Raw genomic sequence first — 25,601 nt, 5'->3', positions numbered from 1 at the left:
CGTCATATGCCGGCGCTACGGTCAGCCGGCAGCCGCTGGCCTGAACGGCCGGCCCTCCCCCCTTCGCCCGCCGTGACCCGTCGCGGCCCCGTTTCCGGAGCGCTCCCATGGCCCTGTACGACTCCATCCTCGATACCGTCGGCAACACCCCCATCGTCAGGCTGCAGCGCCTGGCGCCGCCCCAGGTCAGCGTCTACGCCAAGGTCGAGTCGTTCAACCCGGGCGGCTCGGTGAAGGACCGCCTGGCGCTGGCGATCATCCTCGATGCCGAAGCACGCGGCCTGCTCAAGCCGGGCGACACGATCGTGGAGGCCACCTCGGGCAACACCGGCGTGGCACTGGCGATGGTCGCCGCCGCGCGCGGCTACAAGTTCGTGGCCACCATGGTCGAAACCTTCTCGGTCGAGCGCCGCAAGCTGATGCGTGCCTACGGCGCCAAGGTGATCCTGACCCCGGCCGCCGAGCGCGGCAGCGGCATGGTGCGCAGGGCGGCCGAGCTGGCCGAGCAGCACGGCTGGTTCCTGGCCAGCCAGTTCGCCAACCCGGCCAACCCGGCGTATCACCGCAACACCACCGCTGCCGAGATCCTGCGCGACTTCGCCGGCAAGCGGCTGGACTACTTCGTCAGCGGCTGGGGCACCGGCGGCACGCTCACTGGCGTAGGCGAAGTGCTGAAGGTGGCACGCCCGCAGACCCGCATCATCGCCACCGAACCGGCCGGCGCCGCCCTGCTCAAGGGGGATGACTGGAAGCCGCACAAGATCCAGGGCTGGACCCCGGACTTCGTGCCGGACGTGCTCAACCGCGACGTGGTGGATGAACTGGTCTCGGTCGAAGACGATCGTGCGATCGCCACCGCGCGTCGCCTGGCCGCCGAGGAAGGCATCTTCGTCGGCATCTCCGCCGGCGCCACCGTGGCCAGCGCGCTGGACATCGCTGCCCGCGCTGAACCGGGCTCGGTGATCCTTGCGATGCTGCCGGACACCGGTGAACGTTACTTCTCCACGCCGCTGTTCGCCGATGTGAACGAAGGATCCGACGACGACTGGCTGGCCGGCCTGCCGTAACAGCAGGGGTCAGAGCCTTTTCCGTGCGGAAAAGGATCCGCCCCCTTCCCGCTTCAGCCTGCGTGAAGGCGTCGCCCGCCATCGTGCGCGAAGGCCGTTGGATCGCAGCGCGTGAGACGGTCATGACGCAGCATCGATGCCCTGTCCCCTACCGTGGGAACAGCCGGCGCAGATGCTGCGCGGATCACCTCACAGGCAGGAGACGGACGCATGAAGATCGAGGTTTGGCAGGGCGACATCACGACCCTGGCGGTGGATGCGATCGTCAACGCGGCCAATGAAACGCTGCTCGGTGGCGGCGGTGTCGACGGCGCGATCCATCGTGCGGCCGGCCCCGCCTTGCGGGCAGAGTGCGAGCGGTTGCCGGAGCTGCGCCCGGGCGTGCGTTGCCCGACGGGTGAAGTGCGCGCCACCGGTGCCCATGCGTTGCCGGCGCGCCATGTACTGCACACGGTGGGCCCGGTCTGGCACGACGGCCAGCGCGATGAACCGGCGTTGCTGGCCAACTGCTACTGGAAGTCACTGCAGCTGGCCGAATCACTGGGCGTGCAGTCCATCGCCTTCCCGGCGATCAGCTGCGGCGTGTATGGCTATCCGTTGTACCAGGCCGCGCAGATCGCTGTCACCGAAACACTGGCCTGGCAGCGCAGCCATGCGCAACCGATGCGCATCGTGCTGGTGGCGTTCAATACCGCGACGGCCAAGGCCTACCAGCAGGCGTTGAGCGCCGCCGGGCAAAGCGCGGACAGCGAACCGCGCGGGTCGCTGCTGCCGCCGCTGGGGGATACGGGCTTTGCCGCCGCGCACTGAACCGTGGTGCTTCAGGTAAAAGAAAAGGCCGGGCATTGCCCGGCCTTTTCCGTTGCAGCGTAGTGCTCTTCCACGCACGGCGTGGATCACACTCAGCGACTGGAGGCTTCCACCGCGGCGGCATCATCGGCCACGGCGGCTGCATCGGCTGCGGCACGTGCCGCCGAGGCTGCGGCCCCGTCGGCGCTCGCGCCATCCACCTGCACGCGCACTTCCACCATGCCTGCGCCATTGTTCAGGCTGGACACATCGACGGTGTAGTGACCGGCCGGCAGGGTTTCTTCCAGGCGTGAATTGGTACCGTTGCCGCCGTCGTCGTCGGTCAGCTCGACATCGCCGCCAACCACGCGCAGCAGGGTATCGACCTGGCTGGAGATCGCATCCAGGCGCACATCGGCCGGGCGGTCCAGGGACAGCAGGAAGCGGCGGCGGCCATCGTTGTCGAGCATCGTGTACACGCTCCCCGACTTCGGCAGCGCCGTACCATCGCGCTCGACCAGATTGCCGGGCAGCTCGATGCGGGTGGCCGACAGGGTGAACATGCCGCTGACGCCGTCGCCCAGGCCACGCGCGGTCAGGGTGTACTTGCCCGGCTTCAGCGACAGGGTCAGGCGCGAGTTGGTGCTGTCACCGCCGTCGTCATTCTCGGCATCCACGCCCTGGCCCGACAGCTTCAGCACTGGATCGAAGACCTCCGACACCAGGCGGATTTCGTACAGGCCGGCCTTGTCCACCTGCAGGGTGTAGTCCTGGGAACCACCGGCCAGCATGTCGACGATCTCGCCGCTGCCCGCCAGCGGCTTGCCGTCGTACGGCACCAGCTTCTCGGCACGCAGGCGGTACGGACCATAGTCGGTCGAGCCGTTGGCGTTGACCGCCACCTGGTAGATGCCGCCACCGTTGGCACGGAAGGCCAGCGAGACGTCGCCTTCGCGCTCGTAGCCGGTGTTGCTGCTGGCCACCAGGCTGCCGTTGTTGAACACGGCAATCGAGCCACTCAACGAACCGGTCAGCTTCAGTCCGACCAGTTGCTTGTCTTCCAGCTTGATCTGGTAGAGCTGGTGGTGGCTGCCGTCGTTGTAGTTGATGCCGCTGCGCGAGGTGATCTCGCCGGATACCGGCTTGTCGAAATCGAGCGACGCGGCCTTGCCCGCATCCGCGCCGCCGCCGATGCGGTTGCAACCGCCGGCGACCAGGACCGTGGCTACGGCCAGTGTGATTGCTGCCAAACGCATGTTGTTTCTCCTTGGCCTTCCATGTGGTTCCCACGCACCGGCCAGGCGCATGGGGGCGGAAAAGATACCCGCAAAAGCAAACGCCGGCGTGATGCCGGCGCTGCCTTGTTCATCCAGCGATGGGACGGATCAACCGTTCCACTTGCCCAGCGCCGCCAGGCCGTTGTCCCTGGCGCGCTCGTACACGGTCTTCTGGGCAGCAGCGTAGTTGCCCTTCATGTCCTTGGCCCACAGCTTCAACGCGGCCTGCTGCATGGCGCGGCCGTAGGAGAAGCTCAGCGGCCACGGCAGGTTGCCCAGCTGGTTCATCGCGTTCAGGTGCTCGGTGGACTGCTCGTCGCTCTGGCCACCGGACAGGAACACGACGCCCGGCAGGATCGCCGGCACGGTGCTCTTCAGGCACATCACGGTCGACTCGGCCACTTCCTCGACGTCGGCCTGCTCATCGCAGCCCTTGCCGGAGATGACCATCGACGCCTTCAGAATGGTGCCTTCCAGCAGCACGTTCTGCTGATACAGGGCGTCGAACAGCGAACGCAGGGTGGCTTCGGTGACTTCGTAGCAGGTCTCGATGTCATGATCGCCGTCCATGATCACTTCCGGCTCGACCATCGGCACCAGGCCGCATTCCTGGCACAGCGCTGCATAGCGGGCCAGCGCATGGGCGTTGGATTCGATGCAGGTACCCGACGGGATGCTCTCGCCGATGTTGATGACTGCACGCCACTTGGCGAAGCGCGCGCCCAGCTTGTAGTACTCCTGCAGGCGCTCACGCAGGCCATCGAGGCCTTCGGTCACCAGCTCGCCCGGGCAGCCGGCCAGCGGGTGCGCACCCTTGTCCACCTTGATGCCCGGAATCATGCCGTGGTCGGCCATGTACTTGGCGAACGGCACGCCGTCCTTGGTCGACTGGCGGATGGTTTCGTCAAACAGGATGGCGCCGGAAATGTGCTCGTTGAGCTTCGGCGTGGTCAGCAGCAGCTCGCGGTAGGCGCGACGGTTCTCCTCGGTGTTCTCGATACCGACGCCGGCGAAACGCTTGGCGATGGTAGCGGTGGATTCGTCGATCGCGATGATGCCCTTGCCCGGGGCGACCATGGCCTGGGCGGTTTCAGCCAGCTGTTCGATGCTCATGTATTTCCTGTGGCGGGTGCGGGAAAAACACAAGTATAGCCCCGCGGCCCGTTGCCTCGCCGTGGAGGACAGGATGGAAACGCTTCCACGTCTACGCAGGACAAAGGATGTCCTGCGGCATGGGGTCAGAGCCCCCTCGGGGATCTGACCCCTGGTCAGTACGGGGTCAGATCCCCGCAGGGGCTCTGACCCCAGATCGGCAGAGCCGACCCGACCGTCAAGGCTTACAGGTCGCCCAGGCCGATGGCGCGGCCGTCCTCACCCACTTCCAGCAGGCGCAGGGTATTGGTGGCACCGTGGGTTTCCATGTGCTCGCCACTGGTGAACACGACGCGATCACCGGCCTGCAGCAGTTCCGATTCCACCAGCAGGCGGATGCTGCCGCGCGCGGCTTCACGCGGGGTCAGGCCGCGGCTGTCGAAGTTGATCGGGAACACATCGCGCATCAGCGCCATCTGCCGGCGCGCACCGTCATGGCGGGTCACCGCGAACACCGGCGCCTTGGCCCTGAAACGCGACAGGTAACGTGCGGTGCCACCGGATTCGGTCATCGCCACGATCGCGCGCACGCCCACGTGCTGCGACAGGAACATGGTGGCCATGGCAATCGCCTGGTCGGCACGTTCCAGGTTGCGCGGCGACGCGTTGAAGTCGGTCTCGGTCTGGAACTGGCGCTCGGCACCCAGGCAGATGCGTGCCATCGCCTCCACGGCCTTGACCGGGTAGGCGCCAGCGGCAGTTTCCGCCGACAGCATCACTGCGTCGGTGCCGTCGATGACCGAGTTGGCCACGTCCAGTACTTCGGCGCGGGTCGGGATCGGGCTTTCCACCATCGACTGCAGCATCTGCGTGGCGGTGATCACCACCTTGTTCTGCGCCAGCGACGCCTTGATGATCTTCTTCTGCAGGCCCGGCAGCTCGGCATCGCCGATTTCCACGCCCAGGTCGCCACGGGCGACCATCACCACGTCGCTGGCCTCGACGATTTCTTCCAGGTTCTCGATTGCCTCGGTGCGCTCGATCTTCGACACCAGCGCGGCATCACAGCCGTGCGAACGGGCGATGTCGCGCGCATCGTTCATGTCCTGCGCATTGCGGCAGAACGACACGGCGATGAAGTCCACGCCGATCTTGGCAACGATGCCGATCAGCTCCTTGTCGCGCTCGGTCAGCGCACCCAGCGAGAGGCCGCCGCCCTGCTTGTTCAGGCCCTTGCGGTCGGACAACACACCATCGTTGAGCACGGTGTTGACGATACGGTCGCCCTGTACTTCCACCACCTGCAACTGCATCAGGCCGTCGTCGAGCAGCAGCACATCACCCGGGCCGACGTCCTGCGGCAGGCCGAGGTAGCTCACGCCCACCTCGCTGGCAGTGCCCGGGCCGGCGTTCTCGCTGGCGATCAGGTCGAAGCGGTCGCCCGCCTTCAGCTGCACCTTGCCTTCGGCGAAGCGCTCGATGCGGATCTTCGGGCCCGGCAGGTCGGCCAGGATGCCCACTTCCACGCCCACGCGGGCCGCAGCGGCACGCACTTCGGCGGCACGCTTGGCCTGGCCGGACGGATCGCCATGGCTGAAGTTCAGGCGCACCACGTTGACGCCGGCGCGGAACAGATCCTCCAGCACGCCCGGCGGGTCAGTGGCCGGACCGAGGGTGGCAAGGATCTTGGTGCGACGCTGACGCTCGAACATGGTGGATGGGCCTCTCCCGATAAAGAACGGAAATTAGCACATCCTTCACGCCGCATGTATACGGTTACAGCCTTGTGCCGCCTGACTTCGCGGGTCATGGAATGGACATCATCCGGACATACGCTGGCGCAGGGGGGCGGTTCTGTGGAGCCGAGCATGGGCTCGGCTCCACAGGAAGCTAGGCCAGCAGCGCTTCCAGCTGCGCCGGCTCACGTGCCAGTTGGCTGGCACCGGCTTCGGTCAATTCCGCCTCTCCGCCAAAGCCCCACAGCACGCCGACACTACGCAGGCCGTGGTGGCGCGCGCCTTCGATGTCCATGCGCCGGTCGCCGATCATCCAGCACTGTGCAGGCTGCACCTGCAGCCGGCGCAGTGCCTCGCCGACCAGTTCCGGCTTGTGGCTGCGCGAGCCATCCAGGGTTGAACCGACGATCTCCTCGAACAGCCCACCGAACGGCAGGTGGGCGAGGATGCGGCGCGCGTGCGGCTCGTTCTTGGCGGTGACCACCGCCAGCCGGTGTCCACGGCCATGCAGCGTGCGCAGCGTGCCTTCCACCTGCGGGTACACCGTGTGCTCGCGCCAGCCTTCGACGTCGAAGCGCTCCCGGTAGTAGCCCACGGCCTGTTCCACCCGCGCCGGTTCGACGAACAACGGCGCGAAGGTGGTGCGCAGCGAAGGACCGATCCAGCCCAGCAGGGTTTCCTGCGGCGGCACCGGATGGTCCATCTTCTGCAGCGCATAGGCGATGCAGGCGGTGATGCCCACCTGCGAATCGATCAGCGTGCCGTCGAGATCGAAGAACAGCACATCCTTGCCGCGCTCGGCGCTCATGCGCCGCGCGCGTCGAGTGCGGCGACAGCCGGCAGGGTCTTGCCTTCCAGGAATTCCAGGAACGCACCACCACCAGTGGAGATGTAGCTGACGTCGCCGGCGATATCGAACTTGTCGACTGCGGCCAGGGTGTCGCCACCGCCGGCGATGGAGAACGCCTTCGAGCTGGCGATCGCGCGGGCCAGCGCTTCGGTGCCCTTGCTGAAGGACTCGAACTCGAACACGCCGACCGGGCCGTTCCAGACCACGGTGCCGGCCTTCTCGATCAGCTGCGCGTACTGCGCGGCGGTCTGCGGGCCGATGTCCAGGATCAGGTCGTCTTCGGCAACGGCATCGACCGCCTTCACTTCCGCGGCAGCGTCGGGCAGGAACTGCTTGGCGGTGACCACGTCCACCGGCAGCGGAATGTCGGCGCCGCGTGCCTTGGCATCGGCCACGATCTTCTTCGCGGTGTCCAGCAGGTCCGGCTCGTACAGGGACTTGCCGACGTTGTAGCCAGCTGCGGCGATGAAGGTGTTGGCGATGCCGCCACCGACGATCAGCTGGTCGACCTTGCCAACCAGATTGGCCAGCAACTCCAGCTTGGTGCTGACCTTGCTGCCGGCGACGATGGCCAGCAGCGGCTTGGCCGGTGCATCCAGCGCCTGCGCCAGCGCGTCCAGCTCGGCCATCAGCAGCGGGCCACCGGCCGCGACCGGTGCGAAGCGGATGACACCATGGGTGGAGGCCTGCGCACGGTGCGCGGTACCGAAGGCATCCATCACAAACACGTCGCACAGGGCGGCGTACTTCTTCGACAGGGCCTCGTCATCCTTGCCCTCGCCGACGTTCATGCGGCAGTTTTCCAGCAGCACCAGCTGGCCCGGCTGCACGTCGACGCCGTCGACCCAGTCGCGCACCAGCGGAACGTCGCGGCCCAGCAGTTCGGACAGGCGCTGGGCGACCGGTGCCAGCGAATCGGCCTCGCTCCACACGCCTTCCTTCGGGCGCCCCAGGTGCGAGGTGACCATCACCGCCGCGCCCTGCTCCAGCGCGCGCTTGAGCGTCGGCAACGAAGCGGTGATGCGCTGTTCGGAGGTGATGCGGCCATTCTCGATCGGCACGTTCAGATCCTGGCGGATCAGCACGCGCTTGCCGGAGAGGTCGAGGTCGGTCATGCGGACAATGGACATGGGCAACTCTTTGGCTCGGGGACGGGATGCCGGTCTGCGGCAGACGGCCATTGTATCGGGTGCGGCTGGTGGGAGGGCCGATGCCTGCGGCAGGCAGAGGCGCGGGGCAAATGCAACAGCAACGGCAACGGCCAAAGCGCTGGCGCTTCGTGGTGCTGTGAGTGGGCCGGGGTGGTGTGGGCTGGCAGGGGACGCCGTGAATCCATCCCTGGAGGCTTGGCAGCCGCATCCATGCGGCTGACACCCCTGCCAGCCCACACCGCCCCGGCCTCGACAGGCACCTGAGGTGATGCAGATGGCAAAGGCAAAAGCGGTTTCTGGTGTCGGAGAAAAATGTAGAGCCGAGCCCGTGCTCGGCTGGGTCTATCGCGAACAGCAGCCGAGCATGGGCTCGGCTCTACAAAGAGCGCCCTGCCAAGCAGCTTTTGCTCTTCTTTTTTTCTTTCCGTGGGTGGACGCACACGGAAATTGTCAGAGGCCGGGCGGGGTGGGTTCGCGGGGGTGTCAGCCGCATGGATGCGGCTGCCAAGCCTACAAGGACGTACTTGCGGCGTCCCCCGCGAACCCGCCCCGCCCGGCCAAGCGCTGCTTTTGCTTTTGCTTTACGCGACCAACCGCCCACCCACGAGGGGCTGCGCCGTTCGCTGAAACTATTCCGAAGGCGCGGGCTTCTGCCGAAGCAGGCTGAGCGCCAGGCCACCCACCACCAGTACGCCCAGGCCCAGCAACGCCCACAGCAACCACGATTTCCAATCGCGCTGCGGTTTCAGCGCCGCATCGCCGGCCAGCGGCTCCGGGCTGCCTTCCAGGCGCGCCAGTGTTGGCTGCCACGAAGGATCGTTGCGCTGCCGAAGTTCCTCGATCAGTACCCCGATCGGCGCGTCCGTGCGGCGCGCGGTCGCGCTGCCCACCGCCAGTGCGTAGGGCGCCGCGCCCTGGCTCAGGAACACCAGCACTTCCGGCTGGTAACCCAGGCGCAGCGTCGGCGCGGTGGCGGTTTCCGCCGGATTCGCCACCAGTTTCCAGTAGCGGTCGCGGTGCACCCCTCCCAGCGGCTGTGCCGCCGACTGCTGGCGCTGGCCCTGCGTGCCCTGCTGCACCTGGTAGGCGATCCACGGCGCGCTGCGACGTTGCCATTCCGCACTCTCGTCATCGCGGCTGAACAGCGTCCATTGCACCAGGCTGTTATCGGTGCTGGCGACATCGGCACGTGCCACCGGGAACCGGCCATCCATCTCGAAGGTGTACTCGCCCTTGCCCGACGACGTCGGCTCCAGCGACAGCCATTCCCAGGGCAGCGTGGCCGGTGCTGGCGGCAGTTCCGCCAGTACGCCGCGCAGGGTCGGCAGGCGCGAGTCGCCCTGCGCCAGGATGCGCAGGTAGCGTGCAGCGCCGTCCACCTGCAGGCGGCGCTGCAGCAGGCGCTTGCCGGCGCGCTGCAGATCCACCAGCGGCACGTCGCGGCCAATCGATCGCCAGTGCTGCAGGTCGTCACTGGCATCCAGCTGCACCTGCACCTGCAGCGGCTGGTCGCTGTCGTTCCAGTCCAGCACCAGTGCCGCCAGCGGCTGCTGATCGAGCATGCTGGCGTCGATCAGCCAGCCGCCCTGCCCGCTCGACCCAGCCCCGCCACCCACCCGCGCTTCGACCCGGCGCACGCGCCCATCGGTATCACGCTCGGTCAGCAGCTGCAGGTCGTTGCGCTGTGCATCGGCCAGCGGCGGCAGCACGAACCACGGCAGTTCACGCTGCACCGGCGACTGCGCCAGCGGCTGGTCCGGCGCCAGCAGTGCCGACGGCAACAACTGGCTGGCCGCGTTGAACACCTGCAGATCGCTGAGATCGGCGGTCACGGCACGGCGGTAGATCGCCGGCTCCAGCACGATACGGTAGGCACCGGACTGCGCACTGGACAATGTGAGCGGCCATTGCTCGGCATACTGCGTGCGGTAATCAGCCGCCTGTACCACGACGGCGGCCAGCATGCCGAACATCGCCGGCAGCAGCGCCCTGCTCCACTTCCTCATTGCGATTTCTCCACGGTCGGCGCCGCGCTTGGCGGTGCCGGTGCCAGATAACCCACGACCGTGCACAGCAGGCCGTAGGCGATGAACGATGCGATGCCCAGCAGGTTGCCCAGGTGCTGGCGATCGACAATAACCAGCTTGGCCAGCACCACGCCCATCAGCACGGCACCGACCATCCACAACACACGCTGGCTGCGACGCGACCCCCACACCCAGGCAATCACACCCAGCACGCTCCACAACACGGTCAGGCTGGTCTGCGCCAGGCTGAAGCGCATCATCGAGGCATTCCACGCCAGTCCACCCCATTGGTGTACGCCATGCAGCACCAGGCTGGTCAACGCGAGGAAGGCCGCCAGTGCCAGCAGCGGCATGCGGATGTTCAGCAATGCCTGCGGTGCCTCACTGCCGTACAGCCAGCGCGCCAGCAGCAGCAGGCTCAGCCACTGGCCGATCTCGGCCGGATTCAGCACCGGCAGCCACAGCAGCGGTGCGGCGTCGCCCGGCAGCAGCTGGCCCAGCAGCCAACCGATCGCCAGCAGACCGAACAGCACGCACTGCAGCGGGACCCGCGCGCTGTCGAAGGCCGCGCCCATCGGCCAGCGCAATGCGTTCCAGCGCCACAGCGACAGCGCCGCCATCAGCAGCCACGGCAAGGTCACCAGCAGGGTCGTCCAACCCTGCGCCAGGCCGGCCTCGCCACTACCCCACAAGGCCAGCAACGAAAGCAGCGACGGCCACAGCAGCCACCACAGGAACTGCGCGATGCGGGCCACGGTATCGCCGCCTTGGCGCAGGCACAGCAGGGTACGCACGCCCAGTACCGCGAACACCGCCCAGGCCAGCGCGCCGTGGCCGGCGAACGGCTGGTGGTGTGCATCGCTCTGCATCAGGGCCAGCGGGAAGCCCAGCGCGAGCATGGCCAGCGCGGTCACGCCCAGCGCACGCGCCGGCTGGCGACGCTGCGCTTCGGCCGCCAGCCAGGCAGTGACCGCGGCCAGCACCAGCAACGCGTCCACTTCGGTGCGGTACGGGAAGAAGCGGGTGATCTCATGGACCAGGCCGCCCAGCCACCACAGCAGGCCCCACAGGTAATACACCAGTGCGACCTCATGACGCGGCCTGCGCTGGTAGCTCCACGCCGACGCGAAGCCGGCCAGGGCCAGCAACAGCGCGCCAACGGCGGTCGGGTTGATCAGGAAGCGCAGGTCTTCGTGCCAGTGGTCGCCACCGGCAACGAAGGCGAATGCGGCGCCGATCTGCAGCAACGCGCCGGAGACCTGCGGCAGCCACCGCTTCTGGCGCAGCCCCAACCACGCCAGGCCAGCGCCTTCCAGTGCAAACACGGCGCCGGTGGCGCGCGCCGACAATGCCAGCGGCACCGCCAGCGTGGCGAAACCCACCGCGAGCACGGCATGCGACTGCGCCAGCACGGTGTACGACGCACGTGCGATCAGCGCCCGGGCCAACACCGCGTAGATCGCCGCCAGGCCCAGCGCGCACAGTGCCAGCGTCATCGGTTGCGCGTGCAGCATGCCTGCCTGCAGCGAGAACGCGACCAGCGGCGTGCCGAACACCAGGCTGCCATCGATCAAGTCACGGCGGCCGGCCGGCTGGCGACGCGCGTACAGCAGCGGTATCAGCAGGTAGAACACGAAGAACAGCGCCAGGAACGGCTCGGTGCTGCTGAACTTGTCCGGCGCGTACTGCAGCACGCCCCAGAAGGTGCCAATGCCGAAGGTGAAGGCGAAGCCCAGCAGGTTCAGCGCGCGCCACGGGCGGAACCAGGCGATCGCGAAGATGCCCGCGTTGAGCACGGCGTAATAGCTGAACAGCCCCACGTGGTTGCCACTGCCGGTGGACAGCCACAGCGGTGCCATGAAGCCGGCCAGGATGCCCAGTACGGCCAGCGTGCGCGAGTTCTGCACCACCGCCAGCACGCACAGCCCGGCCACCAGTGCGATCGAACTGGCAAAGGCAAAGGCCGGCGGAATCAGGTCGAAGCGCTTGAACGCCGCGAAGATGGTCAGCAGCAGTACGCCGATGGCACCGCCCTGCAGCGCCAGGGCAAACAGCCGCCGGCGTTCACGCTGGTGCCAACCGAAGGCCAGCAGGCCCAGCGCAGCCACGGTGATGCCGGCAAGGCGCAGTTCGATCGGCAGCACCAGCCAGCCCTGGTCGCTGACGTACTTCAGCAGCGCTGCGACACCGGCCAGCAGCACCAGCATGCCGATCTTGACCGGCACGTTGCCTTCGGTGAACCAGCGCTTGACCGCACCGATGCCACGCTCGATGACATTGGGCAGTTCCGGTTCGGAAGGCAGCGGCGGCTGCACCGGCACCGGCGGCACCGGCGGTGGCGCAGCAGGACGGGGGACAGGCACCTCGGTGGGCGTTGCTTCGCGCACCGGTGGCTGCGGGGGCTGAGGCGCAGCAGCAGCGGCGGCCGGCCGCAGGAACGGTGGATCGGCGCTGGCAGCAGGTGCGGCCACAGGCCGTTCAGGCGCGGGTGCGGTGGCGGCCGGCCTGACGGCGGCCGGCGCGGCGGCCATCGCGCTTTCCAGCGCAGCGACGCGGCGGCGCAGGCCGGCAATCATCACCAGCGCGACCACCAGCAACAGCGGGATGGCCAGAAGAACCAGTACGACCAGGGCTATCAGTGCTTCCATTGCGTGCTTCCAATGCGATCCCGCGCCCCAGCGGCGGCGGTCGACCGCCCCATGCTACGACAGGGTGGGTCCCATAAACGACGAACCCCGGCCAGGCCGGGGTCCGTCTGCGATCTACACCGGCCTTACTTGGCGGCGATGACCTTGGCCATTTCCAGGCACTTGTTGGAGTAGCCCCACTCGTTGTCGTACCAGGTCACCAGCTTGACGAAGGTGCCGTCCAGGGCGATGCCGGCGTCGGCGTCGAACACCGAGGTGCAGGTCTCGCCGCGGAAATCGGTGGCCACAACCTTGTCTTCGGTGTAGCCGAGGATGCCCTTCAGCGCGCCTTCGCTCTGTGCCTTCACTTCAGCGCAGATCTCGGCGTAGGTGGCTTCCTTCTCCAGCTCGACGGTCAGGTCGACCACCGACACGTCCGAGGTCGGGACGCGGAAGCTCATGCCGGTCAGCTTCTTGTTCAGTTCCGGGATGACCACGCCGACGGCCTTGGCCGCACCGGTGGACGAGGGAATGATGTTTTCCAGGATGCCACGGCCGCCGCGCCAGTCCTTGTTGGACGGGCCATCGACGGTCTTCTGGGTGGCGGTGGCCGCATGCACGGTGGTCATCAGGCCGCGCTTGATGCCCCACTTGTCATTGATGACCTTGGCCAGCGGAGCCAGGCAGTTGGTGGTGCACGACGCGTTGGAGATGATTGCCTGGCCAGCATAGGTCTTGTCGTTCACGCCGAACACGAACATCGGCGTGTCGTCCTTCGACGGGGCCGACATGATGACCTTCCTGGCGCCGGCATCGATGTGCTTCTGCGCGGTTTCCTTGGTCAGGAACAGGCCGGTGGCTTCCAGCACCACGTCGGCGCCGACTTCGTCCCACTTCAGGTTGGCCGGGTCGCGTTCCTGGGTCAGGCGGATCTTCTTGCCGTTGACCAGCAGGTCGTTGCCCTGCACCGCCACATCGGCCTTGAAGCGGCCGTGCACGGAGTCGTACTTGAGCATGTAGGCCAGGTAATCCGGCTCCAGCAGATCGTTGATGGCCACGATTTCGATGTCGTCGCCGAAGTTCAGCACCGCCGAGCGCAGGACGTTACGCCCGATGCGACCGAAACCGTTGATACCAACCTTGATTGCCATTTCTCAAGCTCCTGCAGCCGCGACGGGTGCGGCGGGATGGATAGGGCCCACAAGTCTAGCAGGCCGGGGCTGGCCACCGTGGGCCAGGCCGGGCCGCCAGCAGGTCGGCGGACAGGATTTGATCCGGATCAAAGCGTTAGCGCGGCGTGAGGCCGAGACTGTCGCCATCCACCCAGCAACGAGAACACCCCCATGCGCAAGACCTCCCCCCTGATCGTGGCCAGCCTGGCCGCCGCCCTGTCCCTCGCCGCCGCCCCGGCCATGGCCCAGTCCAAGGGCGACTGGACCGTTTCGGCCGGCGTGCACCAGGTGGCGCCGAAGTCGAACAACGGCTGGCTGGCCGGCGGCACCCTGAAGGTCGACGTCGACAACGACGTCAAGCCGACCATCACCGGCGAGTACTTCATCGCCGACAACCTGGGCATCGAAGTGCTGGCCGCGCTGCCGTTCAAGCACGACATCAACATCAACGGCCTGGGCCGCGTCGGCAGCACCAAGCAGCTGCCGCCGGTGGTGACCCTGCAGTACCACTTCAACAGCAAGGGCAAGGTCTCGCCGTTCGTTGGCGCGGGCGTGAACTACACCACCTTCTTCAGCGAAGACACCACCGGTGCATTGGCCGGCAGCAAGCTCAAGCTGCAGGATTCGTGGGGCCTGGCCGCGCATGCGGGCATCGACTTCGCGATCGGCGAGAAGGGCGCCCTGCGCGTGGACATGCGCTGGATCGACATCGACAGCAAGGTGAAGTTGAACGGCGAGAAGATCGGCACCGTCAACATCGATCCGCTGGTCTACGGCGCTTCGTACGTCTTCAAGTTCTAAAGCGGTGTGTTGAGTGCGGGGGGCTTCGCCCCCCCGCTCCCCCGCTATACGCAAAACCCTCGCAGCATGTTGCCCCGGTGATTGCCGGGGCTTTTTTGTGCCTGGGACTGAAGCGGTTCCGGAGCTGGGGCGAGGCGGGGAGCAGAGCCTGTACATCCGAGGCGTAATGGTTGCCTGCAATTGCAAAAGGCGGATTTTGATCCTGCATTTGTTCTTGATGTTGCCTTTGACGTTTGCATCCGCCTCCGCAGCCATGTTGGATGGGGCTGCAGGGGCAGGCGCTGCGGGACCGTCCGCGGCATGAATGCCGCGTACGAGCTTACAGGGACGTACTTGCAACGTGTCCCGCAGCGCCAGCCCCTGCAGCCAGCCCCCAGCAGACAGGAACGCGCCGCTCTTCAATCCACCTACCCCGCTAGAATATGTGCATGAAAGCCCTGCACTCCCTGTTCCTCGCCGCCACCCTGGTGCCGGCCCTGCTGTCCGTCTCCGCCCCCGCCCATGCCTGGGGCGCGCAAGGCCACCGCCTGGTTGCCGAAGTCGCCGACGCCCGCCTCAACCCCGCCGCCCGCGCCGAAGTGGACCGCCTGCTGGCCACCGAAGCGGACGCCACCCTGGCCAGCATCGCGCCGTGGGCCGACCAGCTGCGCGCCAAGGACCCCGGCCTGGGCCGTCGTTCGGCCGGCTGGCACTACGTCAACATCGCCGAAGACGACTGCCATTACGAAGCACCGAAGCACTGCAGGAACGGCAACTGCATCGTCGAGGCCCTGAAAGCACAGAGCGCCATCCTGGGCGACCGCAGCCTGACCGATGGCGAGCGCCTGCAGGCACTGAAGTTCGTCGTGCACCTGGTCGGCGACATCCACCAGCCGATGCATGCCGGTTACGCTCATGACAAGGGCGGCAACGATTTCCAGCTGCAGTTCGGCAACCGCGGTACCAACCTGCACTCGCTGTGGGACAGCGGCATGCTCAACACCCGCAAGCTGGACGACGCCGGCTACCTGCCGCTGCTGCAGAGCCAGCGCGCGCCGAAGCTGGCGCGCCAGTCCAACCCGCAGCGCGACCCACAGACCTGGGCCGAGGCCAGCTGCCGCATTTCCATGCAAGCTGGCGTTTATCCGGCCACGCGTAAAATCGGTGACGAATACACCGAGCGCTACCGGCCGCTGGCCGAAGCGCAGCTGCGACTGGCCGGCGAGAACCTGGCGCAGTTGCTGAACCGCGTGCTCGGCACGCGCTGAGGAGAGTTCCGATGCCGGTCCAGGTGCAGTCGTTCTTCCACCGTGACAGCAATACCTTCAGCTACCTGGTCAGCGATCCGGCCAGCGGTGATGCGGCGCTGATCGATCCGGTCCTGGACTACGACCCGGATACCGACGCCAGCAGTGAAGCGCCGCTGCATGCCGCATTGCAGGCCATCGAACAGCAAGGCTTGCAGCTGCGCTGGCTGCTGGAAACCCATGCCCATGCGGACCACGTGTCGGCCGGGCGCCGGCTCAAGCAGCGCTTCCCGCAGGCCACGCTGGCCATCGGTGAAGGTATCCGCGCGGTGCAGGCCACGTTCGCGCCGCGCTATGGCCTGCAGCTTCCGGCCGCCGATGAGATCTTCGATCACCTGTTCAGCGACGGCGAAACCTTTGCCATTGGCGAGCTGCAAGGACAGGTGATCGCCGTGCCCGGCCACACCAGCGACAGCATCGCCTACCTGATCGGCGATGCGCTGTTCACCGGCGATTCGCTGTTCATGCCCGACGGCGGCACCGCACGCTGCGATTTCCCGGGTGGCGATGCCGCGCAGCTGTATCGCTCGATCCAGCGCCTGCTCGCGCTGCCCGATACCACCCGGGTTTTCGTCTGCCACGACTACGGCCCGGGGGGCCGTGATTTCGCCAACGAAACCACCATCGGTGAACAGCGCGCGCACAACATCCACGTGCATGACGGCGTGGCCGAGGCAGAGTTCGTCAGCGTGCGCCAGGCCCGCGATGCCACGCTGGAAGAACCGAAGCTGATGCAACCGGCGGTGAAGGCCAACATCCAGGGAGGGGCCTGACGTACGCCGGGCAGAGCCCGGCGCCATCGGTTTCCATCACGGACCGCGAGCGTTCATTTTCCCTGCGTGCGCACCACATGCTGGCCCTTCACGATCTCGAAGGTGAAGGCGTACTGCAGGGTGACCGCCACCGGCTCGACCCGTTCGGCGCCCCGGCAGTCACCGCGGTCGGCAGGCACCTTGCCAGCCGCGAAGTGGCAGACCGCTGCGGACGAGTACTTCCACATCGCCACGGCCTCCTGCGCAGCCTGCAGCAGGGGCGCATTCTCGCCCGCAGCACCTGCCGCGCACTCCGGGCGATCGGTCAATGGCAGGCTGCGCTCGACGACGCCGTTGGCATCAACCACCACCTGCAGGCAGATCGTGGTCGGCGCCAGTTCCGCACGCGGGTCACGATCGCCGACCTCCGGGTCCGGTGCCGCGTACAACTGCGGCATCCGGTAGCCCTCGGTCGCACCCAGCGAATACGCCTGCAACTGCCCACTGCCACCGCCCGCCTGCGGCTGCAGTCGCTGGTGGCCGACATTCTCGCTGCGGGTGTGCACGGTGGCCAGCCGTTCCTGGCTCGCACACCCCATCATCAGCGCCGCCACCACGAGCAGCGGCGCGGACTTCACTGGGCGTCCTCGCTGTTGTCCATCGCAAAGGTGATCGGAATCTTCACTGCGCCTGCCACCGGCTTGCCGTTCTTCATCGCCGGCCGATAGGTCCAGCTGCGCGCTGCGGTGATCGACACCGCGTCGAACACGCCCGGATTGGTGGCACTGAGCACCCTGACATCGGTGGGTTGGCCGCTGGCATCCACTTCCACGCGCAGGTTCACCACGCCCACCTGGCGCTCCTCGACCGCGGATTTCGGATAGGAAGGCGGTGGCATCTTGACGACCTGGATCTCCCGATCCATGACCGCCGCTGCCGGGCGGCCAGCCATCGCATCGCCCTGGCTGGCCCACGCTACTGCGCCCATTCCCAGGCACAACCCGACGACCAGCACCTGCCCCGATACCCACGGCAATGCCTTCCGCTTGGACTGCTTCAACATGGCGATACGCTCCTTCAACACGGGTTGGCTGCGCCAATGGCAGACCGCTGGCGCAACCGGGTGGACCAGCTGCGCCTTCAGCAGCGTGCTGGCGTAAAGCCCGCGCAGCGCAGGCTGCGGGGCGATGGTGCGGGCATCGCAGGCCAGTTCCTGGTCGCGCAGGAAGCAGCGTGCAGCCCAGAGCACCAGCGGGTGGAACCAGAACACCGCACGCATAAGCAGCAACGCACCATTGGCCCAGTGATCGCCATTGCGGCGGTGGCTGTGCTCGTGCTGCAGGATCAGCCCCTGTTCCTGTGCGCTGAACTGTTGATCGAAGTCCGGGCCAACCACGATTCGCGGCCGCCACAGGCCAACCAGTGCTGGCAGGCCTGGGTCACCACTGGCCTGCCAGCTGCCATCGGCGCGCGGCTTCAGCGGGCCCATGCGCCGTTCGAAACGACGCTGTGCGCGCAGGTCGCGCAGCAGGCAGATGCCCATGCCCAGCGCCCATGCCAGCAGCAACAGCGGTGCCCATGGCAGCGACGGCCCTGCCAGTTCGTCCACGGCCCCTGGCTCGACTTTCAGCAGCACTGTCGGCACGTGCTGCAACAGCGCAGCCTGCGGCAACGGCAGCAGCAAGGTCACCAGCAGCATCGGCAACAACCACCAGCTGCGATAAGCCAGTCCAGCGCCCCCCATCCACACCAGCAGCGGTCGCAGCACGGCCAGCAGGATCACCCCCATGGCCAGCCACACGCTGGCCTGCCACAGTCCACCGAGCAGCTCAGTCATGGTCCAGCTCCTGGATCAGCTTCTTCAGTTCGGCGATGTCCTGTGCGCTCAACTGGCCGCGTTCGCTGAAGTGCGCGACCAGCGGCGCCACGCGCCCTTCGAAGACACGGCCGATGAAGTCCTGGCTCTGCGCCTCCACCCACACCTGGCGCTGCAACAGCGGGCGATACAGATAGCGCCGGCCATCGCGCTCGGCGGCGATCGCGCCCTTGGTCAGCAGGCGGTTGAGCAGGGTCTTGATGGTCGGCTCGGCCCAGTCGCGGTGGGCCAGCGCGGCCACCACGTCATCGGCACTACGCGGTGCCTGATGCCACAGCACCTCCATCACAACGGCTTCGGCTTCGCTGATCGGGGTCATGATTTACATCCGTAATCGACAGCTCGATTACGCGCGTAATCGAACCGACTGTCAAGCCCCTCGACTCCGGATTCATCGGCTTTGCGCCAGCATCGAGCCCTCCCGGCCGAGGCCTCGGATGAAAGCGCTTCCCAAGAAGGAGTTCCCGGTCGAGCAGGCCCGCCGCTTCCTCGAACCCGGCCCGATCGTGCTGCTCAGCACCGCCTGGCGCGGCCAGCACAACCTGATGACGATGGGCTGGCACATGGTGATGGGCTTCTCGCCGTCACTGGTCGCCACCTACCTGTGGAATGAAAACCACAGCCATGCACTGGCCGTCGGCAGTGGCGAGTGCGTGATCAACGTACCCGGCGTGGAACTGCTCGATACCGTGGTGGACATCGGCAACTGCAGCGGCCGCGAGGTCGACAAGTTCGCCCGTTTCGGGCTCGATGCGCTGCCCGCGCGCGAGGTCGGCGCGCCGCTGGTCGGGCAGTGCCACTCGAACTTCGAATGCCGGTTGTACGACGACAGCCAGGTGGCGTCGAGCAATCTGTTCATCTGGGAGATCGTGCGCGCCCATGTTGCGCCCCGGCCGAAACTGCCGCGCACGGTGCATTACCGCGGCGATGGGCAGTTCATGGTGTCCGGCGCAGAAGTCTCGCGTCGACGGCGGTTCAAGCCCGACATGCTGTAATGCCCGCACTCCCCCACACGCAGGACCGCCGCGCATGACCGAACACCTCACCGACCTGGACGCCGCCGTCGACTGGCTGTTTGCGCGCGTGGACGGGCCGCTGCGGATCGGGGCACCGCTGGCGCTGGGCAAGCCACATCGGCTGCTCAACGCCCTGTATGCGCGCGTCGAGCACGATCCCTCACGACCGCTGCAGCTGTATACCGCGCTGTCGTTGAATCCGCCGAAGGCGCGTGGCAACGGCCTGGAGGCACGCTTCCTGGCGCCGTTTGCGCAGCGCCACTTCGGCGACGATTTCCCGCGCCTGGCCTATGCCGATGCTATCGCGCGCGACGCGTTGCCAGCGCACGTGCAGGTGGAAGAGTTCTACATGCAGTCCGGCGCCCTGCTCGGTTCACGGCAGGCGCAATCCAGCTATACCAGCCTGAACTACACCCACGCCGCCGATGCGGTCGCTCAGCGCGCACCGCAGGTGATCGTGCAGAAGGTGGCGATGCGGCCGAATGACCGCCGGCTTTCGCTGTCGTGCAACAACGACATCACCCAGGACACGCTCGATGCGATGACCGCGCGCGGCCTGCCGCGCCCGTTGCTGATCGCCGAGATCGATCCGCAGCTGCCCTACCTGGCCGGCTCGGCGACGGTCGATGTGTCGTTCTTCGATCTGGTGATCACCCCACCGCCACCGTACCCGGCGCTGTTCGGGCTGCCGCGGCAGCCGGTCGGCGATGCCGACTACGCCATCGGCCTGTATGCCAGCACCCTGGTGCGCGACGGCGGCACCCTGCAGATCGGCATCGGCACGCTGGCCGACGCGCTCAGCCATGCGCTGGTGCTGCGCCACACCGACAACGCGCGCTACCGCCGCGTGCTGCATGCACTTGATCCGCAGCTGGCCAGCCACCCGCTGGTGCAGGAGATCGGCGGCGTGGATCCATTCGAGGTGGGCCTGTACGGCTGCAGCGAGATGCTCAATGAAGGCTTCCGCCGCCTGGTGCAGACCGGGGTGATCAGGCGCAAGGTGCACGACGACCTGGCGCTGATGCAGCGCATCGAGAATGGCAGCACGTTGTCGATCGACCATGCCACCCTGGCCGCGGAAGGCGAGTACCTGCATGGCGCGTTCTACCTGGGCTCGCCGGAGTTCTACGAGTGGCTGCGCACGCTGCCGGAAGACGAATGCCGTGCGATCGGCATGCGCCGCATCAGCGAGATCAACCAGCTGTATGGCGGTAACGAGGCACTGGAGCGCCTGCAGCGCCGCCATGCGCGTTTCTTCAATTCCTGCATGATGGCTACCGCGCTCGGCGCGGCCGTATCGGATGCGCTGGACGATGGACGCGTGGTGTCCGGCGTGGGCGGCCAGTACAACTTCGTGGCGATGGCACATGCCCTGCCGGAAGCGCGCAGCGTGCTGATGTTCCGTGCCGCGCGCGATGACAAGGGCCGCCGCGAATCGAACGTGCGCTGGAACTACGGGCACACCACCATCCCACGCCACCTGCGTGACATCTACCTCAACGAGTACGGCATCGCCGATCTGCGCGGGCTGACCGACGAGGACTGCGTGCATGCGATGACCGCAATTACCGAAGCGCCCTTCCAGGGCGATCTGCTGCAGCAGGCACAGGCCTCGCGCAAGCTGCTGGCGGCGTCCCAGCCCGACCCGCAGCGCCTGCAGCGCAACACGCCCCAGGCGCTGGCGGCGGCACTGGCACCATTCCGCGCCGATGGCAGCCTGCCGGACTACCCGCTGGGCAGCGATTTCAACGAGATCGAGCAGGTGCTGGTCAAAGCGCTGGCGTGGCTGAAGGCCAACACGCAGACCCGCAGCGACAAGCTGCGCACCGTCTGGGCAGCGCTGCGGCAACCGGCCGGCGACGGCGATGCCGTGTACCTGCAGCGCATGGGCCTGCAGGCACCGAAAGACTTCGCCGAACGCCTGGACGCGCGGCTGCTGCGGCTGGCGCTGGCGCGTACCGCCTGAGAAAAAGGGGACGGAGGGAATTAAGTCGTTTGTGCACAAACGACTTAATTCCCTCCGTCCCCTTTTTCTTCCGGCAACGAGAAAGGCCGGCTTGCGCCGGCCTTTCCTTTGTTGCGCCGAGAGGCTGCTTACAGCGCCTTGGCGGCTTCCACCACGTGCGCCGTGGTGATGCCGAAGTGCTTGTACAGCTGGTCGGCCGGGGCCGAAGCACCGAAAGTGTCGATACCGATCACCGCGCCGTCCAGGCCGACGAACTGGCGCCAGAAACCGGTGACGCCAGCTTCCACGGCCACGCGCTTGCGCACCGCGTTCGGCAGCACCGATTCACGGTAGGCCGCATCCTGGCGCAGGAACACGTCGGTGGACGGCATCGAGACCACGCGGGTCTTGAGACCGGCCGCATCCAGCTGGGCCTTGGCTTCGGTAGCCAGCGAGACTTCCGAACCGGTGGCGATCAGGATCACGTCCGGGGTACCGGCGGCATCGGCCAGCACGTAACCGCCGCGCTCGATCTGCTTGATCTGCTCGGCGCTGCGCGGCTGGTGCGGCAGGTTCTGGCGGCTGAACACCAGGCAGCTCGGGCCGTCCTGGCGGGTGATCGCGGCCTTCCAGCTCACGGCCGACTCGACCGCATCGCACGGGCGCCACACGTCGTTGTTCGGGATATAGCGCAGCGAGGCCAGGTGCTCCACCGGCTGGTGGGTCGGGCCGTCTTCGCCCAGGCCGATCGAGTCGTGGGTATAGACGTGGATGGCGTGGGCCGGAATCAGCGCGCTCATGCGCACGCCGTTGCGGGCGTAATCACTGAACACCAGGAAGGTGGCGTCGAACGGAATGAAGCCACCGTGCAGGGCCAGGCCGTTGGCGATGGCGGTCATGCCGAACTCGCGCACGCCGTAGTACACGTAGTTGGCGTTGGCGTCGTCGCTGGCAACCGACGTGCTGCCCTTCCACAGGGTCAGGTTGGAGTGCGCCAGGTCGGCCGAGCCGCCGACGATTTCCGGCAGCAGCGGGGCGTAGGCTTCGATGGCCAGCTGCGAGGCCTTGCGCGAGGCGATCGTCGGGCCCTCAGCGGCCACCTGGGCGATGTAGGCATCGGCCTTGGCAACGAAGTCGGCCGGCAGCTCGCCGTGCGAGCGGCGGGTCAGCTCAGCCGCCTCCGCCGGATACTGGCTGGCGTACTTGTCGAACAGCTGTTCCCACTCGGCCTGGCGCAGGGTGCCGGCGCCATTGGCGCGCCAGCCATCGTAGATCGCCTGCGGAATCTCGAACGGGCCGTATTCCCAGCCCAGCTGCTTGCGGGTGGCTTCCAGCTCGTCCTTGCCCAGCGGAGCACCGTGGCTGGATTCCTTGCCCGCCTTGTTCGGCGAACCGAAGCCGATGGTGGTGCGGCAGCAGATCAGGGTCGGCTTGTCGCTCTGCGACAGCGCGGCCTCGATGCCGGCCTTGATGCTCTCCGGGTCATGGCCATCGACGTCGCGCACCACGTTCCAGCCGTAGGCCTCGAAACGCTCCGGAGTGTTGTCGGTGAACCAGCCCTCGACATTGCCGTCGATGGAGATGTGGTTGTTGTCCCAGAAGCAGACCAGCTTGTGCAGGCCCCAGGTACCGGCCAGTGAGGCCGCTTCGTGCGACACGCCTTCCATCAGGCAGCCATCACCCATGAACACCCAGGTGCGGTGGTCGACCACTTCCAGCTCCGGGCGGTTGAAGCGCTGTGCCAGCAGCTTCTCGGCCAGGGCGAAGCCGACGGCATTGGCGAAACCCTGGCCCAGCGGGCCGGTGGTGGTTTCCACGCCCGGGGTCTCGTGGCGCTCCGGGTGGCCGGCGGTGTGGCTGCCCAGCTGGCGGAACAGCTTGAGCTGCTCGATCGGCAGGTCGTAACCGCTCAGGTGCAGCAGCGCGTACTGCAGCATCGAACCGTGGCCGTTGGACAGCACGAAACGGTCGCGGTTGAACCAGTGCGGGTTGCTCGGGTTATGGCGGAGGTAGTCGTTCCAGAGGACTTCGGCGATGTCGGCCATGCCCATGGGCATGCCGGGGTGGCCGGACTTTGCGGTTTCAACCGCATCGGCGGCGAGGAAGCGGATGGCGTTGGCCAACTGGCGACGGGTAGGCTGCGTCATGGTTCTGTCGGAATCGGGAGGCGGCCGCGGACGTGCGGGCGGCCTATTGTCCCACAGACCCGGGGCCGGGTTCAGGCGTAGGACCAGATCCCTTGCCAGTGAAAGGGATCTGGTCCCGCCAACCCCTTACTTGGGCGCGGCAGCCTCGATCACGCCACACATCGACTTCTTCTGGAAGTCCTCGCCAGTGGCGTAGGTGGCCGGGGTGGTCTTGGTCACGGTGATCTTCGAACCCTTGCCCTCGGCTTCAACCAGCACGTTCCACGGCAGGGTGGTCTGGCCACCATTGAACTGGACGTTCTGTTCCAGGGTCAGCATGCCCAGGTCCTTGTCCACGCTGGCCACCTTCAGGCCCGACTTCACGCCCTCGATCTGGATACGCTTGAGAGCGTCGGCCGGGGTAACGTTGGGCACCACGTCCCAGGTGGTGAAGGTGCGCCCGGCGAAGAAGCTGCCGGTCTTGGTGTAGTTGGTTTCACAGGCCTTCTGGGCACTGGCGTCGAAAGCCAGCAGGCCCAGGGCGGCGACCATCACGTACGAAATCCTCATTTCTGCTCCCTTTCGCACGGCGCCAATCCCGACGCCTTCCATGCGTCGGGATAGTATCCATGGCATTCAGGGCGCGTTCAATCGAGGGGCGTGCCCAGCGCCGGTCCGTCATGCGACTCGCCCTTGGCCACCAGCGTGGTCAGGGCCAGGTCGCCGGTCACGTTCAGGGCGGTACGGCACATGTCCAGGAAGTGGTTCACGCCCAGGATCAGGCCGATGCCCAGCGGGTTCACACCGACCATCGCGCAGATCATCGCCACCACCGGCAGCGAGCCCGACGGCACACCAGCAGTGCCGATGCCGCCGAGGATGCAGACCGCCATCACCATGATCTGCTGGCCAATGCTCAGGTCCACGCCAAAGAACTGGGCCAGGAAGATCACCGTCACGCCCTCGAACAGCGCGGTGCCGTTCTGGTTGGCGGTGGCGCCCACGGTCAGCACGAAGCGCGACACGCGCTGCGGCAGGCCCATCTGGTCGGCCACGCGCAGTGCGGTCGGCAGGGTGGCGTTGCTGGAGGCGGTGGAGAACGCCATCACCGTCGCTTCCTGGGTATCGCGGAAGAACGACAGCGGCGAGCGGCCAGACAGCCATACGGCAGTACCGTAGGTCACCACCATGTGCAGGCCGAGCGCCAGCACCACCACGCCCACGTAGGCGCCCAGGCGGATGATCAGCTCGAAGCCGAACAGCGCGGCCAGATTGAACATGAAGCAGGCCACCGCATAGGGGGCCAAGCGGATGACCAGGTTGATCAGGGTCATCGAGATTTCAAACACGCCTTCGATGGCGCGGCGCAGCGGGGCGACCTTCTCGTTGTCGGTCAGCACCATGCCGATGCCGAACATCAGCGCGAAGAACATCAGCGACAGGATCGCACCGTTGTCCGACGCGGCCTGCAGCACGTTGCTCGGCACGATCGACAGCAGCATGTCCATGCCCTTCGGCGTGCCATGGATGCCAGCGACGATTTCCTTGCTGCGCTCGGCGTTCTCCGACAGCATCATGGCGGCGACCTGCGGATCGACGCCCGCGCCCGGCTTGAGCAGGTTGACCAGCACCAGGCCGATGCCCACGGCAATGCCGGACAGCAGCACGGTATACGCCAGGGTCTTCCAGCCGATGCGGCCGAGGGCGCGGATGTCGCCCATCTCCGATACGCCCATGATCAGCGCCGAGAAGATCAGCGGCACGATCAGCATGAAGATCAGGTTGAGGAACAGGCCCGACGCCGGGGTGGTGACGTAGTCCATGACCCACTTGGCACCGGCCTGCAGACCATCGACGCTGCCGCCCAGGGCGTGCACGATCAGTCCCAGGACCAGGCCGATCGCAAAGCCGATGCCCATCTTCCAATGCAGGGGCAACTTCTTCTTGTCGGCAGCAGCTGCTGTCATACGCGGGTTTCCTCGAAAAATGAATGCACTCTAACAAAGCGCGC

The 25,601-nt window shown here is 66.8% G+C and carries 21 protein-coding genes; 7 read left to right on the top strand and 14 right to left on the bottom strand.

Going from position 1 to position 25,601, the window contains the following annotated elements:
- Nucleotides 1–107 precede the first annotated feature (107 nt).
- Together cysK and AC5P7S_RS03700 are read left to right on the top strand one after the other, a co-directional pair.
- A complete protein-coding gene (gene cysK, locus AC5P7S_RS03705) occupies nt 108–1,067 on the top strand; it encodes a cysteine synthase A (protein WP_061479314.1) in 960 nt (319 codons plus the stop codon).
- 210 nt (nt 1,068–1,277) lie between these two features.
- Nucleotides 1,278–1,877: an O-acetyl-ADP-ribose deacetylase gene (locus AC5P7S_RS03700; protein ID WP_005418857.1), complete on the top strand. Its 600-nt coding sequence runs from the start codon at nt 1,278–1,280 to the stop codon at nt 1,875–1,877.
- A gap of 92 nt (nt 1,878–1,969) precedes the next feature.
- On the opposite strand, the gene AC5P7S_RS03695 is transcribed toward AC5P7S_RS03700, so the two are convergent.
- The 8 genes from AC5P7S_RS03695 to gap form a co-directional block, all read right to left on the bottom strand.
- On the bottom strand, nt 1,970–3,112 hold the full coding sequence (locus AC5P7S_RS03695) for a hypothetical protein (protein WP_005418859.1): 1,143 nt from the start codon (nt 3,110–3,112) through the stop codon (nt 1,970–1,972).
- Nucleotides 3,113–3,241: 129 nt separating this feature from the next.
- On the bottom strand, nt 3,242–4,246 hold the full coding sequence (locus AC5P7S_RS03690; protein ID WP_005418861.1) for a class I fructose-bisphosphate aldolase: 1,005 nt from the start codon (nt 4,244–4,246) through the stop codon (nt 3,242–3,244).
- A gap of 224 nt (nt 4,247–4,470) precedes the next feature.
- A complete protein-coding gene (pyk, locus tag AC5P7S_RS03685; protein WP_005418863.1) occupies nt 4,471–5,937 on the bottom strand; it encodes a pyruvate kinase in 1,467 nt (488 codons plus the stop codon).
- A 178-nt stretch (nt 5,938–6,115) separates the two neighbouring features.
- Nucleotides 6,116–6,769: an HAD hydrolase-like protein gene (locus AC5P7S_RS03680; RefSeq protein ID WP_065179512.1), complete on the bottom strand. Its 654-nt coding sequence runs from the start codon at nt 6,767–6,769 to the stop codon at nt 6,116–6,118.
- A complete protein-coding gene (locus AC5P7S_RS03675) occupies nt 6,766–7,941 on the bottom strand; it encodes a phosphoglycerate kinase (RefSeq protein WP_005418866.1) in 1,176 nt (391 codons plus the stop codon). Before AC5P7S_RS03675 ends, AC5P7S_RS03680 begins: the two co-directional genes overlap by 4 nt.
- 650 nt (nt 7,942–8,591) lie before the next feature.
- Nucleotides 8,592–9,968 carry a DUF3999 domain-containing protein gene (locus tag AC5P7S_RS03670; RefSeq protein ID WP_005418868.1) on the bottom strand — a complete coding sequence of 459 codons (1,377 nt, stop codon included), beginning with the start codon at nt 9,966–9,968 and terminating at the stop codon, nt 8,592–8,594.
- Nucleotides 9,965–12,637 carry a DUF2339 domain-containing protein gene (locus AC5P7S_RS03665; RefSeq protein ID WP_095379252.1) on the bottom strand — a complete coding sequence of 891 codons (2,673 nt, stop codon included), beginning with the start codon at nt 12,635–12,637 and terminating at the stop codon, nt 9,965–9,967. Before AC5P7S_RS03665 ends, AC5P7S_RS03670 begins: the two co-directional genes overlap by 4 nt.
- Nucleotides 12,638–12,762: 125 nt before the next feature.
- Nucleotides 12,763–13,767 carry a type I glyceraldehyde-3-phosphate dehydrogenase gene (gap, locus tag AC5P7S_RS03660; RefSeq protein WP_005418885.1) on the bottom strand — a complete coding sequence of 335 codons (1,005 nt, stop codon included), beginning with the start codon at nt 13,765–13,767 and terminating at the stop codon, nt 12,763–12,765.
- 192 nt (nt 13,768–13,959) lie between these two features.
- Here gap and AC5P7S_RS03655 point away from each other — a divergent pair, with 192 nt between their 5' ends.
- The 3 genes from AC5P7S_RS03655 to AC5P7S_RS03645 all read left to right on the top strand — a co-directional run bounded on the left by AC5P7S_RS03655 (nt 13,960) and on the right by AC5P7S_RS03645 (nt 16,648).
- Nucleotides 13,960–14,589 (top strand): OmpW/AlkL family protein, encoded by a 630-nt coding sequence (locus AC5P7S_RS03655; RefSeq protein ID WP_049410595.1) that lies wholly within the window; start codon nt 13,960–13,962, stop codon nt 14,587–14,589.
- A 428-nt stretch (nt 14,590–15,017) separates the two neighbouring features.
- Nucleotides 15,018–15,836, top strand: a complete 819-nt coding sequence (locus AC5P7S_RS03650) for a S1/P1 nuclease (protein ID WP_065185306.1) — start codon at nt 15,018–15,020, stop codon at nt 15,834–15,836.
- 11 nt (nt 15,837–15,847) lie between these two features.
- Nucleotides 15,848–16,648, top strand: a complete 801-nt coding sequence (locus AC5P7S_RS03645) for an MBL fold metallo-hydrolase (protein WP_069139292.1) — start codon at nt 15,848–15,850, stop codon at nt 16,646–16,648.
- Nucleotides 16,649–16,701: 53 nt separating this feature from the next.
- Here AC5P7S_RS03645 and AC5P7S_RS03640 read toward each other — a convergent pair whose 3' ends face one another.
- From AC5P7S_RS03640 to AC5P7S_RS03630, 3 genes are read right to left on the bottom strand one after another with little or no spacing between them, the layout of a single operon-like run.
- Nucleotides 16,702–17,265, bottom strand: a complete 564-nt coding sequence (locus AC5P7S_RS03640) for a hypothetical protein (RefSeq protein ID WP_069139291.1) — start codon at nt 17,263–17,265, stop codon at nt 16,702–16,704.
- Nucleotides 17,262–18,464 (bottom strand): M56 family metallopeptidase, encoded by a 1,203-nt coding sequence (locus AC5P7S_RS03635; RefSeq protein ID WP_095379249.1) that lies wholly within the window; start codon nt 18,462–18,464, stop codon nt 17,262–17,264. Before AC5P7S_RS03635 ends, AC5P7S_RS03640 begins: the two co-directional genes overlap by 4 nt.
- A complete protein-coding gene (locus AC5P7S_RS03630) occupies nt 18,457–18,822 on the bottom strand; it encodes a BlaI/MecI/CopY family transcriptional regulator (protein ID WP_005418895.1) in 366 nt (121 codons plus the stop codon). Before AC5P7S_RS03630 ends, AC5P7S_RS03635 begins: the two co-directional genes overlap by 8 nt.
- Nucleotides 18,823–18,940: 118 nt before the next feature.
- Between AC5P7S_RS03630 and AC5P7S_RS03625 the strand changes: the two genes are divergently transcribed.
- On the top strand, nt 18,941–19,498 hold the full coding sequence (locus AC5P7S_RS03625; protein ID WP_095379247.1) for a flavin reductase family protein: 558 nt from the start codon (nt 18,941–18,943) through the stop codon (nt 19,496–19,498).
- A gap of 34 nt (nt 19,499–19,532) precedes the next feature.
- Nucleotides 19,533–21,485, top strand: a complete 1,953-nt coding sequence (locus AC5P7S_RS03620; RefSeq protein WP_095379244.1) for an acetyl-CoA hydrolase/transferase C-terminal domain-containing protein — start codon at nt 19,533–19,535, stop codon at nt 21,483–21,485.
- A gap of 128 nt (nt 21,486–21,613) precedes the next feature.
- Here AC5P7S_RS03620 and tkt read toward each other — a convergent pair whose 3' ends face one another.
- The 3 genes from tkt to AC5P7S_RS03605 form a co-directional block, all read right to left on the bottom strand.
- The gene (gene tkt, locus AC5P7S_RS03615) at nt 21,614–23,611 is read right to left on the bottom strand and encodes a transketolase (RefSeq protein WP_095379242.1); all 1,998 of its coding nucleotides are present in this window, start codon (nt 23,609–23,611) and stop codon (nt 21,614–21,616) included.
- A 126-nt stretch (nt 23,612–23,737) separates the two neighbouring features.
- Complete coding sequence (locus AC5P7S_RS03610; protein WP_227837915.1) at nt 23,738–24,160, bottom strand: hypothetical protein; 423 nt, start codon at nt 24,158–24,160, stop codon at nt 23,738–23,740.
- A gap of 77 nt (nt 24,161–24,237) precedes the next feature.
- The gene (locus AC5P7S_RS03605; RefSeq protein ID WP_005418900.1) at nt 24,238–25,557 is read right to left on the bottom strand and encodes a dicarboxylate/amino acid:cation symporter; all 1,320 of its coding nucleotides are present in this window, start codon (nt 25,555–25,557) and stop codon (nt 24,238–24,240) included.
- Nucleotides 25,558–25,601: the final 44 nt, after the last annotated feature.

Source organism: Stenotrophomonas sp. YJH_SMC_32 (assembly GCF_059369975.1).
Note: the sequence above shows the minus strand (reverse complement) of the source record. Positions and strands in the feature narration are given on the sequence as shown.

Excerpts from the sequence above, each read along its gene's own strand:
- cysK (WP_061479314.1), top strand. The coding sequence starts at position 108 with ATGGCCCTGTACGACTCCATCCTCGATACCGTCGGCAACACCCCCATC.
- AC5P7S_RS03700 (WP_005418857.1), top strand. The coding sequence starts at position 1,278 with ATGAAGATCGAGGTTTGGCAGGGCGACATCACGACCCTGGCGGTGGAT.
- AC5P7S_RS03695 (WP_005418859.1), bottom strand. The coding sequence starts at position 3,112 with ATGCGTTTGGCAGCAATCACACTGGCCGTAGCCACGGTCCTGGTCGCC.
- AC5P7S_RS03690 (WP_005418861.1), bottom strand. The coding sequence starts at position 4,246 with ATGAGCATCGAACAGCTGGCTGAAACCGCCCAGGCCATGGTCGCCCCG.
- pyk (WP_005418863.1), bottom strand. The coding sequence starts at position 5,937 with ATGTTCGAGCGTCAGCGTCGCACCAAGATCCTTGCCACCCTCGGTCCG.
- AC5P7S_RS03680 (WP_065179512.1), bottom strand. The coding sequence starts at position 6,769 with ATGAGCGCCGAGCGCGGCAAGGATGTGCTGTTCTTCGATCTCGACGGC.
- AC5P7S_RS03675 (WP_005418866.1), bottom strand. The coding sequence starts at position 7,941 with ATGTCCATTGTCCGCATGACCGACCTCGACCTCTCCGGCAAGCGCGTG.
- AC5P7S_RS03670 (WP_005418868.1), bottom strand. The coding sequence starts at position 9,968 with ATGAGGAAGTGGAGCAGGGCGCTGCTGCCGGCGATGTTCGGCATGCTG.
- AC5P7S_RS03665 (WP_095379252.1), bottom strand. The coding sequence starts at position 12,637 with ATGGAAGCACTGATAGCCCTGGTCGTACTGGTTCTTCTGGCCATCCCG.
- gap (WP_005418885.1), bottom strand. The coding sequence starts at position 13,767 with ATGGCAATCAAGGTTGGTATCAACGGTTTCGGTCGCATCGGGCGTAAC.
- AC5P7S_RS03655 (WP_049410595.1), top strand. The coding sequence starts at position 13,960 with ATGCGCAAGACCTCCCCCCTGATCGTGGCCAGCCTGGCCGCCGCCCTG.
- AC5P7S_RS03650 (WP_065185306.1), top strand. The coding sequence starts at position 15,018 with ATGAAAGCCCTGCACTCCCTGTTCCTCGCCGCCACCCTGGTGCCGGCC.
- AC5P7S_RS03645 (WP_069139292.1), top strand. The coding sequence starts at position 15,848 with ATGCCGGTCCAGGTGCAGTCGTTCTTCCACCGTGACAGCAATACCTTC.
- AC5P7S_RS03635 (WP_095379249.1), bottom strand. The coding sequence starts at position 18,464 with ATGACTGAGCTGCTCGGTGGACTGTGGCAGGCCAGCGTGTGGCTGGCC.
- AC5P7S_RS03630 (WP_005418895.1), bottom strand. The coding sequence starts at position 18,822 with ATGACCCCGATCAGCGAAGCCGAAGCCGTTGTGATGGAGGTGCTGTGG.
- AC5P7S_RS03625 (WP_095379247.1), top strand. The coding sequence starts at position 18,941 with ATGAAAGCGCTTCCCAAGAAGGAGTTCCCGGTCGAGCAGGCCCGCCGC.
- AC5P7S_RS03620 (WP_095379244.1), top strand. The coding sequence starts at position 19,533 with ATGACCGAACACCTCACCGACCTGGACGCCGCCGTCGACTGGCTGTTT.
- tkt (WP_095379242.1), bottom strand. The coding sequence starts at position 23,611 with ATGACGCAGCCTACCCGTCGCCAGTTGGCCAACGCCATCCGCTTCCTC.
- AC5P7S_RS03610 (WP_227837915.1), bottom strand. The coding sequence starts at position 24,160 with ATGAGGATTTCGTACGTGATGGTCGCCGCCCTGGGCCTGCTGGCTTTC.
- AC5P7S_RS03605 (WP_005418900.1), bottom strand. The coding sequence starts at position 25,557 with ATGACAGCAGCTGCTGCCGACAAGAAGAAGTTGCCCCTGCATTGGAAG.